General features: G+C 67.1%; 8 protein-coding genes. 3 read left to right on the top strand and 5 right to left on the bottom strand.

The features are described 5' to 3' along the window. Window positions 1–50 precede the first annotated feature (50 nt). A complete protein-coding gene (locus LQG66_RS04840; RefSeq protein WP_231323968.1) occupies window positions 51–1283 on the top strand; it encodes a GGDEF domain-containing protein in 1233 nt (410 codons plus the stop codon). 522 nt (window positions 1284–1805) lie between these two features. On the opposite strand, the gene mfd is transcribed toward LQG66_RS04840, so the two are convergent. Together mfd and LQG66_RS04830 are read right to left on the bottom strand one after the other, a co-directional pair. Next, window positions 1806–5321 (bottom strand): transcription-repair coupling factor, encoded by a 3516-nt coding sequence (mfd, locus tag LQG66_RS04835; protein ID WP_231323966.1) that lies wholly within the window; start codon window positions 5319–5321, stop codon window positions 1806–1808. Then, window positions 5321–5608 carry a succinate dehydrogenase assembly factor 2 gene (locus LQG66_RS04830; protein ID WP_231323964.1) on the bottom strand — a complete coding sequence of 96 codons (288 nt, stop codon included), beginning with the start codon at window positions 5606–5608 and terminating at the stop codon, window positions 5321–5323. Before LQG66_RS04830 ends, mfd begins: the two co-directional genes overlap by 1 nt. A gap of 197 nt (window positions 5609–5805) precedes the next feature. On the opposite strand from LQG66_RS04830, the gene recG reads away from it, so the two are divergent. Next, window positions 5806–7908 carry an ATP-dependent DNA helicase RecG gene (gene recG, locus LQG66_RS04825; protein WP_231323962.1) on the top strand — a complete coding sequence of 701 codons (2103 nt, stop codon included), beginning with the start codon at window positions 5806–5808 and terminating at the stop codon, window positions 7906–7908. Between the two features lie 213 nt (window positions 7909–8121). Here recG and LQG66_RS04820 read toward each other — a convergent pair whose 3' ends face one another. Both LQG66_RS04820 and LQG66_RS04815 read right to left on the bottom strand, forming a co-directional pair. After that, complete coding sequence (locus tag LQG66_RS04820) at window positions 8122–8976, bottom strand: NAD(P)-dependent oxidoreductase (RefSeq protein ID WP_256460631.1); 855 nt, start codon at window positions 8974–8976, stop codon at window positions 8122–8124. A gap of 148 nt (window positions 8977–9124) precedes the next feature. After that, a complete protein-coding gene (locus LQG66_RS04815) occupies window positions 9125–11002 on the bottom strand; it encodes an autotransporter domain-containing protein (RefSeq protein ID WP_231323960.1) in 1878 nt (625 codons plus the stop codon). A 278-nt stretch (window positions 11003–11280) separates the two neighbouring features. Here LQG66_RS04815 and LQG66_RS04810 point away from each other — a divergent pair, with 278 nt between their 5' ends. Further along, the gene (locus LQG66_RS04810) at window positions 11281–11661 is read left to right on the top strand and encodes a VOC family protein (RefSeq protein ID WP_231323958.1); all 381 of its coding nucleotides are present in this window, start codon (window positions 11281–11283) and stop codon (window positions 11659–11661) included. Here the strand turns inward: LQG66_RS04810 and LQG66_RS04805 are convergent. After that, window positions 11658–12455 (bottom strand): DUF502 domain-containing protein, encoded by a 798-nt coding sequence (locus LQG66_RS04805; protein ID WP_231323956.1) that lies wholly within the window; start codon window positions 12453–12455, stop codon window positions 11658–11660. The two genes, LQG66_RS04810 and LQG66_RS04805, sit on opposite strands and share 4 nt — an antisense overlap. Between the last annotated feature and the right edge of the window lie 51 nt (window positions 12456–12506).

Genomic DNA, 12506 nt, shown 5'->3' with positions numbered 1-12506 from the left:
GAGGGACCTAGGGTTACGCGTTGTCATCAGCGTATCCTGAGTTCCCCTGGATGTCCCAACAAGGCCCGCTTCTCATCGTCTCCACGTCTACGCGGCCTTCGCTGTCAGCGGCCCTCGCGGTGGCGCAAATCCTCCCCTCGGTCGAGGCCCGCTGGGCCGACGCGGTCAATGCGATGTCCCGGCTGCAACCCGCGGCGGTGCTTGCCGTGATGGACGGCGCCGCCGCAGCGGACGTCGCGGCATTCTCGCGCCATGTCGGCGCGCGCAAGCCCTATGTTCCGCTGATCGCCATCGCGCCGGCCGGCGTGGCGCTGCCCGAAAATGCCATCCCCATGCACGGCAGCGACAACAGCGACCGACTGACGGCGCGGCTGCGCGCCGCGCTGCGCGTCCGCACCTTGCACACGACGGTGCTGCGCCGTCTCGCCGAGAAGAAGACCGACGGCGCGACGCTGCCCGACACAAATCCGCTCGACGACGCGACCGTGCTGCTGCTCGGGCGTGGCGCCTCCTTTCCTGCGCTGTCGGTTGCCCTCGGCGAGCGCATCGCCGTCGTCGGCGCCTTGAGCATCGAGGCCGCCGCCAAGCACCTGTCGAGCCGCGACATCGACGGCATCGTGCTGGGCGAAGGCTTCTCACCCCGCGTCGTCGACGCCTTCCTGGCGGTGCTCGCCGAGGACACGCGCTTCCGTAATATTGCCGTCGTCGTCACCGCCAATCAGCCGGCGCCGATGCAGGAGCTCGCCAACCTCGAGATCATCGCCGGCGATCCCGCGCTGATAGCGATGAGCGCTCTGCCCCTGATCCGGCAGCACGCTTTCGAGGCGAGGCTCAACAGAACTCTGCGCGCGATCGAAGCCGGCGGCATGCTCGACCCGCACACCGGCCTGCTGACGCGCACCGCATTCGCCCGTGACTTCGCCACCGCCGTCAGTCAGACCCAGAAGAGCGGCGGCGGCCTTGCCGTCGCACGCTTCGCCTTCGACCCCGTCAATCCGCGCGCCCAGTATGACGGCGCGCGCATCATCAGCCGGCTGATGCGGCGGATGGATTTCGGCACCCATGAGGACAACGGCTCGGTCGTCGTCGTGTTCGCCGAGACCGATCTGCGCTCGGCGCATGCGATCGCGCGGCGGCTGTCGAGCGTGATGCGCCATACCTCGCATGGCAAACGCGACACGCGCATCGAACCCACCGTCACCGTCGCCGCGCTGCAGCAAGGCGACACGGCCCGCAGCCTCCTGGCCCGGGTCTACGGCGAGCCGCACCGCGCGGCGTCTTGAGGCTTTGGGCAGCCCGAGGACATACACGAACTACGAGTCGTGGTCCGTAGGGTGGGCAAAGGCGCATACACGGTGTTACCACATGCGAGATCGCGGATAGCGCCGTGCCCACCATCTCGCTGCTGAGCACGTTGATCGACGGTGGGCACGCTGCCGCCTGACGGCGGCCGCTTTGCCCACCCTACGCAATGAGCGCGTATTCGCATCTACTGATACGGGACCTTGTCTCCCGCTTGGTCACGATCTCAACCCAATACTTGCATCTCGAGATCGCGCATTTGCCCTACTCGTGTGGTGCCATCACGCTGATGGACTAGGGGGCGTCTGACGAAGCGGAGTATGGCGCGATGCAAAACCCACAATCTCGCGATGAGACCGACTGGGTGAGCGTGGTCGCGATCGTCTCAGTCTTCGTGATCGCCAGCCTCGCGCTGCATTTCGGCTGGCAGCTGCGATAAGGCGTGGCTGAACAAACGCTTGTCCAGCTGACCCGGTAACTTCAGCGAGCAGCGATAGCCGCTCCTACGCCGCCTTCTTCTTTTCCGCGAGCTCGGCAAGCTCCTTGAGGATGTCGGTGGTCCCGGCGAGGCGTTCCTCCGGCGTCTCCCAAACCTGCAGGAACACCACCTTCATGTCGGGGCGCACCTTGGCGGCCTGGCCGTGGCGCTTGATGAAGGCGACGAGGCGGTCAGGATGGGCGAAGCTGTTGTCGCGGAAGGCGATGACGGCGCCCTTCGGGCCGGCATCGACCTTCTCGACATTGGCCCGGCGGCAGTAGTTCTTGATCGCGGCGACCTTGAACAGATAGCGCGTCTCGTCCGGCAGCTTGCCGAAGCGGTCGCGCAGCTCGGCGGCGAAGCTCTCGATCTCGTCGTCGGTCTCGAGATCGGCGAGCCTGCGATACAGCGACAGCCGCACCGAGAGATCGGAGACGTAGTCCTCCGGGATCAGCACGGGCATGCCGATCGTGATCTGCGGCGACCAGCGGTCGACGGTCGGTTCGGTGACGCCGGCCTTGAGGTTCTCGATCGCCTCCTCCAGCATCGACTGGTAGAGTTCGAAGCCGACCTCCTTGATGTGGCCGGACTGCTCGTCGCCGAGGAGGTTGCCGGCGCCGCGGATGTCGAGGTCGTGGCTCGCGAGCTGGAAGCCGGCCCCTAACGTCTCCAGCGACTGCAGCACGGTGAGGCGCTTTTCGGCCTGGGCGCTGATCTTGTGCGTCGACGGCAAGGTGAACAGTGCATAGGCGCGCAGCTTGGCGCGGCCGACACGGCCGCGCAGCTGATAGAGCTGGGCGAGGCCGAACATGTCGGCGCGGTGCACGATCAAGGTGTTCGCGCGGGGAATGTCGAGGCCGGATTCCACGATCGTGGTCGACAGCAGGATATCGAACTTGCCGTCGTAGAACGCCGAGATGATGTCCTCGATGATCGTCGGCGCCATCTGGCCATGCGCGACCGCGACCTTCATCTCGGGCACGGTCTTGTCAAGGAACTCCTTGACCTCGGCGAGATCGTCGATGCGCGGCACCACATAGAACGCCTGGCCGCCGCGATAACGCTCGCGCAGCAAGGCCTCGCGGATCATCACGGGATCATGTGGGGCCACGAAGGTGCGCACCGCCAGACGATCGACCGGCGGCGAGGCAATGATGGACAATTCGCGCACGCCGCTCAATGCGAGCTGAAGCGTGCGCGGGATCGGTGTCGCCGACAAGGTCAGCACGTGCACCTCGGCGCGCAGCTGCTTCAGACGCTCCTTGTGGCTGACGCCGAAATGCTGCTCCTCGTCGACGATCAAGAGGCCGAGGTCGCGGAACTTGATCGCCTTGCCGAGCAGCGCATGGGTGCCGACGACGATGTCGATCGAGCCGTCGGTGAGCCCCTTCTTGACCTGGTTGAGCTCCTTCGTCGACACCAGCCGCGACGCCTGCGCCACGTTGACCGGGAAGCCATGGAAGCGGTCGGTGAAAGTCCTGGCGTGCTGGCGCGCGAGCAAGGTGGTCGGCACGACCACCGCGACCTGCTTGCCGTCAAGCGCCACAGCAAACGCCGCGCGCAGCGCCACCTCGGTCTTGCCGAAGCCGACGTCGCCGCAGATCAGCCGGTCCATCGGACGCCCCGATTCGAGATCGCCGAGCGTCGCCTGGATCGCGGCGAGCTGGTCCTCGGTCTCGTCATAGGGGAAGCGGGCGCAGAACTCGTCATAGACTCCGGCCTGCACCGGCAGCTTCGGCGCCTCGTGCAGCATGCGCTCGGCCGCGATCTTGATCAGCTCGCCGGCCATCTCGCGGATGCGGTTCTTCAGCTTGGCCTTGCGCGTCTGCCAGCCCGAGCCGCCGAGCTTGTCGAGCTCGACATTGGTCTGGTCGGAGCCGTAGCGCGACAACAGCTCGATGTTCTCGACCGGCAGATACAGCTTGGTCTCGCCGGCATAGCGCAATTCGAGACAGTCATGCGGCGCGCCGGCGACTTCGAGCGTCTGCAGGCCGACGAAGCGGCCGATGCCGTGATCGACATGGACGACGATGTCGCCGACGCCGAGGCTCGTGACCTCCGAGATGAAGTTGTCGAGCTTGCGGCTCGCCTTGCGAGGCCGCACCAGCCGGTCGCCGAGAATGTCCTGCTCGGAGATGACCGCGATCTGGTCGGTCTCGAAGCCGGACTCCAGCCCCAGCAGCGCCAGCATGGTCTCGTTGCGCGGGGTCGCCTGCACCACGCGCCAGGTGTTGACGCTGGTGACGTGGATCAGCTTGTGATCCCGCAGCATGCTCGCCATGCGGTCGCGCGAGCCTTCGCTCCACAGCGCGATGACGACCTTCTTGCGCACCGACTGCAGCGCCTGCACATGCGCCACCACGGCCTCGAACACGTTGACCGCGGCGTCGTTACGCTCGGGGGCGAAGTTGCGCCCCGCGCGGGCGCCGATGTCGACGACGCCGGCATCCTCGGGTACCGCGAACGGCGTCAGACGCGCCAGCGGTACGGCGCCGAGCCTTTCAGCCCATTCGCTCGCGGTCAGATACAGCCGGTCGACCGTCAATGGCTTGTAGATCGCGCCGCCGCCGGGATGCTCCATCGCCTCGCGGCGTGCGTCGTAATAGTCGATGATCTGCTTGAACCGCTCGCGCGCGGCGTCCTCGCCCTGCGGCTCGATCACGATGGGCGTGTTCGGCAGATAGTCGAACAGCGTCTCCATCTTGTCGTGGAACAGCGGCAGCCAGTGCTCCATGCCGGGATAGCGCCGGCCTTCGCTGACGGCCTCGTACAGCGCATCGTCGCGCTCGGGCGCGCCGAACTCGGCGACGTAGCCCATGCGGAAACGGCGGATGGTGTCGGTGACCAGCTGGAATTCCGACACCGGCACCAGGTCGAGCGCGCGCATGTCGAGCATCGTGCGCTGAGTCTCGGCATCGAAGGTGCGGATCGACTCCAGCGAGTCGCCGAAGAAGTCGAAGCGCACCGGCTGGTCGAGGCCGGCCGGAAACAGATCGAGGATGCCGCCGCGGACGGCATATTCGCCGCTCTCGCGCACCGTCGAGGCGCGGTTGTAGCCATTGTGCTCGAGCCAGGCGACGACGGAATCCATCGGCACGACGTGACCGGGTGCCACCGACAGCGCCTGCCCCGCCATGGTGTCGCGCGCGGGCACGCGCTGCACGATCGCATTGACCGTGGTCAGCACGATCAGCGGCTTGTCGCTGCCGGCCAGCCGCGACAGCCGCGCCAGGGTGGTCACGCGCTGGGCCAGGATGCCGCCATGCGGCGAGACGCGATCGTAGGGCTGGCAGTCCCAGGCGGGAAACTGCATGATCGGGAGATCCGGCGCGAAGAAGTCGAGCGCCCGCGCCAGTTGCTGCATCCGCGCGCCGTCACGGCAGACCACCGCGAGGCTGACCGCCGGCGGTTTCGGTTTGGCCGCCACGGCACGCGCGAGGTCCGACACGACGAGGCCTTCCGCCCCCTCCGTGACGTTGGCGAGCGTGAGCGCCCGTCCCGGCGCGAGGTGCTCGGCAGGCGACTTGACCGGGCTCTTCATCAATCGGCATCCACGGCACGGAAGGCCTTGATGCGCGCGAACAGCGCGCCGGCCTGCTCGGGCGGCAGCGGCCGGGCGCCGGTCACGGCGGCATAGAAATCCGGGTCCGGAATTTCGAGCAGCAGCTCGAGCTCGGCCAACTCGCTCTCAGCCAGCGTCCCGATCTCCGAATCGGCAAAACGACCCAGAATCAGGTCCATTTCACGGGTGCCGCGATGCCAGCAGCGGAACAGCAGCCGCTTGCGGCGGTCGTCTAGGCCTTGGCTCGATCGGGTGGTCCCTGTCATCGCGGTATCCCTGCAGTACAACGCCGAAAGCCCGGACGGTGCCGGGCGCGGTTCGATATAGCGGCGCGCGGGGCCCGTGTCAGCCCTTACGGCCGCAGAACCGGCATGTCCGTCCCGCCAGAAACCGGTGAAAAAAGAGGTGGATGTCGCGACGGTTACGGCTATTCCGGCTTTCAAACCGCTTTAAGTGTTCGTCCATGCGCCCTGCCGTCCTAAATCCGCTGTTCGCGCCGGTCACGACCCTGTCGGGGGTCGGGCCGAAGCAGGACAAGCTGCTGCGCTACCTGCTCAGCTGCAGCGACACGCCGCGCCTGGTCGACCTGCTCTTGCATCTGCCGGCCAGCGTGATCGACCGCCGCCACCGGCCCAAGGTGCGCGAGGCCGCGGCCGGGACCATGGTGACGCTGGAGGTCACGGTCGACCGACACCGTCCGTCGCGGAACGCGCGCGCCCCCTATCTGGTTTATGCCAGCGACGAGACCGGCGACGTCGTGCTGACGTTCTTCCGGCCCAAGGGCGACTACATCGAGAAGATCCTTCCCGTCGGCGCCAAGCGCTACGTCTCCGGCACCGTCCAGATGTATGACGGCATCCCGCAGATCGTTCATCCCCACCCGATCCTGGACGAAGCCGCCTTTGCCAAGCTGTCAGGAATCGACCCGGTCTATCCGTTGACCGAAGGCCTCGCGCTCGGCTCGCTGCGCCGCGCGATCGCTCTGGCGCTGACCAAGCTGCCGGACCTGCCGGAATGGATCAGCCCCGAGGTGCTCAGCCGCTGCGGCTTCCCGCCGCTGAAGGAGGCGCTGACGCGGGTGCATGTCCCGCAGGAACTGACGGACATCCTCCCGGAGAACCCGTTCTGGTCGCGACTCGCCTTCGACGAGCTGCTCGCCGGCCAATTGGCGCTGGCGCTGGTGCGGGCGCAATTGCGCCGCCCCGCCGGCAACCGCCATGCCGGCGACGGCCACCTGCGCCACCGGATCATCGACGCCCTGCCTTACGCGCTGACGAACTCGCAGGCCCAAGCCATGGTCGCGATCGCCGAGGACCTGGAGAAGCCGGTGCGCATGCTGCGGCTGCTGCAGGGCGATGTCGGCTCGGGCAAGACGGTGGTGGCGCTGCTGGCGGCTGCTGCCGTCGCCGAGGCCGGCAAGCAGGCCGCGCTGATGGCGCCGACCGAGATCCTGGCGCGCCAGCATGCCAAGACCATCGCGCCGCTGGCCGAGCGCGCCGGGATGCGGGTCGCCATCCTGACCGGCCGCGAGAAGGGCAAGGAGCGCCGCGACATCCTCGCCCGTCTCGAGGCCGGCGAGATCGACATCCTCATCGGCACCCACGCGCTGATCCAGGACGACGTCGTGTTCAAATCGCTGGCGCTTGCCATCGTCGACGAGCAGCATCGCTTCGGCGTCCGCGAGCGGCTGGCACTGACCTCCAAGGGCGAGGCCGTCGACGTGCTGGTGCTGTCGGCGACGCCGATCCCGCGCACCTTGGTGCTGACCTATTTCGGCGACATGGACATTTCCGAGCTGCGCGAGAAGCCGGCCGGCCGGCAGCCGATCGACACCCGCGCGGTGGCCGACACCCGGCTCGGCGAGGTCATCGACGCCGTCGGCCGCGCGCTCGATGGCGGCAAGCTCGTCTACTGGATCTGCCCGCTGGTCGAGGAATCCGAGGCCGAGGGCACCGATCACCTGACCAACGCGACCGACCGCTTCGAGAGCCTGCGCGAGCGCTTCGGCGACAAGGTCGGCCTCGTCCACGGCAAGATGAAGGGCAGCGAGAAGGACGACGTCATGGGCCGGTTCGCGGCCCATGAGCTCCGCCTGCTGGTCGCGACCACCGTGGTCGAGGTCGGCGTCGACGTGCCGGCGGCCAGCATCATGGTGATCGAGAATGCCGAGCGCTTCGGCCTCGCCCAGCTGCACCAGCTGCGCGGCCGCATCGGCCGCGGCTCGGAGGCCTCGACCTGCATCCTGCTCTATCACGAGCCGCTCGGACAGATGTCGAAGGCGCGGCTCGCCGTCATCCGCGAGACCACCGACGGCTTCCGCATCGCCGAGGAGGATCTCAAGCTGCGCGGCGAAGGCGATGTGCTCGGCATCCGCCAGAGCGGCCTGCCCGGCTATCGCATCGCCCGTCCCGAGGTGCATGCCCAGCTGATCACCCAGGCGCGCGACGAGGCGCTGCGCATCCTGAAGGAGGATCCGAAGCTCAAGGGCCCGCGCAGCGACGCGCTGCGCTGCCTGCTCTATCTCTACGAACGCGACGAGGCGATTCCGCTGCTGACGGCGGGATGATCAAGTCGTCATCGCTTCGTAGGGTGGGCAAAGCGACGCCGCAGGCGTCGCGTGCCCACCGTTTATCGGCAACAACAGCGCAAGAAACGGTGGGCACGCCTCCCCGCGCGCTGCGCGGTGCGCCTTTGCCCACCCTACGCAGCGGTCAAATTAGTTCGTCATTGCGCTGGATTGCTTCGCTGCGCTCGCAATGACGCGTGGAGCGAGTTTGGCCTACTTCTTCGCCTTGCAGCTCTCGGCAAACGCCACGAGCTGCGCCGCATCTGTGCCCGCGCCCTCTACGTCGGCCGCGATGTGCTCGAACAGCCGCGCGAAACCTTCATAGATCAGCGCGGCCGGATGATCGTCCCCCAGGAAGCCGGCGATCTCGCGCATCTCGGCGACCCAGCGATAGGCCTTCGGCAGCATGTCCGGCAGCGCATTGCCAAGCCGCGCGTGGATATGCGGCGCGCTCAACGCCAGTTCGTCGCGCAGCGCGTCCGCGGCGCCGGCGCTGACAGCCGCGAGCACCATCGCGGCGCCGAGCCCCGTCAGGCCCTTGTTGATCCCGGCATAGGACATCTTCAGCGCCGAGGCCGCGCCGATCGGCCCGTCGATCCGGCGCAGATCGAGCCCGAGCTCACCCAGCACGGTGACGTCGGCCGCCGCCTCGCCGCTGACATAGAACGCCGGGCCCGTCGTACCGGGCTTCGGCGGCAGGCCGATGATGGCGGCGTCGACGAAGTGGGCGCCGGACGACAGCACGACGTCCGCGATCGTCCGGATGGTCTCGACGTTGACGGCATTGCAGTCGACGATGACCGGCTTCTTGGCACTGCGGTTGATCAGCGTGGCCAAATGCTCGGCCAGCGCCACGGCCTCGCCGGGCGGCACGATCGACAGGATGATGTCGGCATTGGCGATCTCGGCGTCGCCGGCGCTGACCATGCCGGAAGCGGCCGCCCTCTTCCGCGTCGTCGCGCTCCGTCCGTCGAGCGAGGTGAGCACCTTGCAGCCATGTTCGGCAAGACGAGCGGCGATTGCGCTGCCCATGGCACCGGGCGCGATGACGGCGATGGTGGGGATCATGATGGCGAGCTCCGGGTCCGGACAGAGATCGAACACTACGCGCATCGGATGCGATTGTTGAACCCACGAAAGCGAAGGGCAGCTCTTCCGAGCTGCCCTCGCGTCCGCCGTCGCGGCAGCGCCCCCAGAACCGCCGCGACGGCTGACCTCAGAACGAGATCTTGAGCCCCCCGGTGCCGAAGAAATCGTCACCGCCGGTGCGCCCGATCGTGCGTGACACGTTGGCGGTCAGCGCCACGTTGCTCCAGAGCGGCGCCACCACGCCGGCGCTCACCCGCCCATAGACGTTGTGCGACGTGCCGTTCGGGATCGTCCAGTTGTTGACGATCAGGGGCGCCGAGGTCGCGCTGTACTGAATGATGCGGCCGTTGCCGATGATGTCATCATCAAGCGTCAGGTTCAGATAGGGATTGATGGCGGCGCCCAGCAGCTGGAACGGCGTCCGCAACTGCACGCCGACGCTGCCGATCAGGGTCTCGGCGGTCTGCGGGCCGACGGTGAGCGCCAGTGCCGGATCGCCGGTTTCGGTGAAGCCGTCGACGCGGGCGCGGGCATAGGTCAGTCCGCCGATCGGGCCGAGCTTGGCCGTGCCGGCGTCGAACAGATAGCCGGCCTTGCCCGCCACGACGAAGGTCGTGCCGCCGGGGTTCGAGGTGATGGTATCGACCACGCCCGGCCGCGTGTTGCGATAGTCCTGGTGACCGATCGTGGCGAGCGCCTCCGCAAACAAGCTGCTGCTCGCCCAGGCGCCGTAGAGGCCGAACTGATAGGAGTTCGCGTCCGTCGTGCCGGTGTTGTTGAACAGCCGCGCCTTCGGATTGGAATAGTCGAACGCGGTACCGATGAAAGCATTCGGCGACAGCCGGTACTCCACGCCGATGGTGCCGCCGACGCTGTCGAGATTGAAACCGTTGGAGGCGACGTTGCCCTGGCGGTCGCTGATGCCGCCATTGCCCTGCATGTAGAACGACCACGGACTGACGGCTGCGAGCGGCGGCGCCTTGGCGGAAGGTGCCTTGGTCGCGGCGGCAAAGGAATTCATCGTCGACGGCGCGAAGCCCGCGGTCTCGCGGAACAGGTCGAGCTTGCCGAACAGCGTCGAGGCGAAGCCCATCGCCGTGATCGACGCCACCTCGCCCTGCGGCGCGAAGGTCAGCGGCGCGTTGAGGCGGTTGACGATGTACTGCCCCAGCACCTCGAAGCCGTGCGATGTCAGGTGCACGCCGTCGACATAGAACAGATACTGTTTCTGCAGCGCCGGATTGCCGATGCAGGCTGCCGTGCAGGCGAAACCTGTGAAGCCATAACGCGAGGGATTGGCCTGGATCAGCGTCCCCACCAGTCCGGTGTCGACATATTCGACGCGCACGCCCGACCTTGCCACGCCCGCCAGCGAGGCCTGCATCAGGCTGTTGTAGGTCTTGCTGTAGGCGGCGCCGGCCGCCGCATTGGCATTGCCGATAGCTTCCGGCAGCGTGCTGACGTCGCCGACCGTGAACACGATCGTGCGCGCGCCGTCCCCGACCAGCGCATTGACGCCGGCCATCGCCTGCTGCGCCGTGACAGCCGCGGCGACCGGCGCACCGGCCAGCGAACCGCCGGCGCGGTAGTAGGCCCGCGCGTCGTTGCCTCCGACCGACAGCTCGACCAGGTCGGTCGCCGCGATCTTGCCGGAGAACCCCGTCAGTCCGCTCCATTCCTGGAAGAAGCCGGGAATGCCGGGCGCGACCACATTGGTGGCGCCGGCCATGGCGCCGCCGATCGCGTAGTTGAGCTGGGGAATGCCGAGCAGCGTCGACGTCGTGTCGACGAAATTGGTGCCGCCGCTGAAGCGGCCGGTGGGATAGAGCGGCAGCTTGCCGGCACCGCCGGTGAAGGTCCAGAGGTTGCCGATGTCGGCGTAGCTGTCGCCAAACGCCTGAATGCGTGTGTAGGTCGTCTGCGCCGACGCCGGTCCTATCAGCTGCAACCATGCTCCGGACAGAGCGATTGCGCACAACAACGTCTTCGGGCTCACAGGTCCCATCACGCGCCTCCCCAAGGCCTTACATTTGTTTGCCTGATGTTTCCATGGTGGCCGATCCGAAGACCACCGCCTTCCGGTTGTAGCGACGACAGCGGCGGCGGATGTGCCTTTCAGGCATCATCGTGCAACGCGAAACGCCGCTCTGCGCACGTCCGCTCGCTCGCCGCACCAGGCCGGTTGGCGCAATGGGTCGAAGACTGCTGACAGAATCTGGCAAGAGGCCCGGCTAATCGTGCTGGGCGATGCGGCGCCGCCGGTGCCGCCACGGGAGAACGACGATGCCCGACTTCAGCTTCCTGATCCTTTATGTCGACAAGCCGCCGAACAGCGCGGCCTTCTATGCAGGCCTGCTCGGCCGACCCATCATCGAACAGTCGCCGACCTTTGCGATGCTGCCGCTGCGCGATGGCGTCATGCTGGGATTGTGGTCGCGGCACACGGTCGAGCCGGTTGCGGCTGGCGCCCCGGGCGCGAACGAGGTCGCATTCACGGTTGCGGATGCCGGCGAGGTCGAGAAGCTCCACGACGACTGGAAGGCCCGCGGCCTGCCGATCGCGCAAGCGCCGACACGGATGGATTTCGGCACGACCTTCGTGGCGCTCGACCCCGATGGGCATCGCCTTCGCGTGTTCGTGCCCGAACCCGCAACGACGCCCTAATCGACCTTGGCTGGTTCCGGCTGAAGCTGGGATGCAGACGCAGCGTCCGAATTGGCGAGACGCGCGGCGTTGGCGACGTTGGCCAGCGCCGCGACCTTCTTCTGCTGATCGGATCCGGGCTGCACCACACCGCAGGACATGATCAAGGTCGCCGCATCCTCGGCGCTCATGTCGACCTCGATGATCTTGCTCTTCGGCAGATAGAAGAAGAAGCCGGTGGTCGGGTTCGGGGCGCAGGGCAGGAACACCGAGATCTGCTCATCGTCGCCGGGCAGCCGGCTCGCGACCTCCGTGCTCGGCGGCTGCGATATCAGCACGATCGACCACATCCCGGGCGACGGAAACTCGACCAGGCCGACACGGCGCAGGCTGGAGCCCTTGCCCGAGAACAGCGTCTCGAACACCTGCTTGAGGCCGCGATAGATCGCGCGCACCGCCGGGATGCGGCCGAGCAGCCGCTCGCCGAGGTCGACCAGGGTGCGGCCGATCAGGTTGGCGGTCAGGAAGCCCAGCAGCGTGAGCCCGACGACGGCCACGATCAGGCCGGAGCCGGGCACGCCGAACGGCAGATAGGTTTCAGGACGGTAGGCGGTCGGCACGAACGGGCGAACCAGCCCATCCACCCAGGTCACGAACCACCAGGTGATGTAGAGGGTGATCGCGACGGGGCCGGCCACGACCAGGCCGGTCAAAAAATAGTTGCGAAACCGAAACATCAACCCGTGGTGGGGCGTCTCGGCCTGAAGCTCAGGCAAGGAATCGGTCTCGGGCGGCACGTCGTCGCGGGAACTCATGCGAACTTCCAGGTCGGATCAAATCTCAGCTAAGGGTCTTAGCAGATTTTT

It is taken from the genome of Bradyrhizobium ontarionense (assembly GCF_021088345.1).
In the GTDB taxonomy this organism is placed as follows: Bacteria; Pseudomonadota; Alphaproteobacteria; order Rhizobiales; family Xanthobacteraceae; genus Bradyrhizobium; species Bradyrhizobium ontarionense.
Note: the sequence above shows the minus strand (reverse complement) of the source record. Positions and strands in the feature narration are given on the sequence as shown.

Excerpts from the sequence above, each read along its gene's own strand:
- LQG66_RS04840 (WP_231323968.1), top strand. The coding sequence starts at position 51 with ATGTCCCAACAAGGCCCGCTTCTCATCGTCTCCACGTCTACGCGGCCT.
- mfd (WP_231323966.1), bottom strand. The coding sequence starts at position 5,321 with ATGAAGAGCCCGGTCAAGTCGCCTGCCGAGCACCTCGCGCCGGGACGG.
- LQG66_RS04830 (WP_231323964.1), bottom strand. The coding sequence starts at position 5,608 with ATGACAGGGACCACCCGATCGAGCCAAGGCCTAGACGACCGCCGCAAG.
- recG (WP_231323962.1), top strand. The coding sequence starts at position 5,806 with ATGCGCCCTGCCGTCCTAAATCCGCTGTTCGCGCCGGTCACGACCCTG.
- LQG66_RS04820 (WP_256460631.1), bottom strand. The coding sequence starts at position 8,976 with ATGATCCCCACCATCGCCGTCATCGCGCCCGGTGCCATGGGCAGCGCA.
- LQG66_RS04815 (WP_231323960.1), bottom strand. The coding sequence starts at position 11,002 with ATGGGACCTGTGAGCCCGAAGACGTTGTTGTGCGCAATCGCTCTGTCC.
- LQG66_RS04810 (WP_231323958.1), top strand. The coding sequence starts at position 11,281 with ATGCCCGACTTCAGCTTCCTGATCCTTTATGTCGACAAGCCGCCGAAC.
- LQG66_RS04805 (WP_231323956.1), bottom strand. The coding sequence starts at position 12,455 with ATGAGTTCCCGCGACGACGTGCCGCCCGAGACCGATTCCTTGCCTGAG.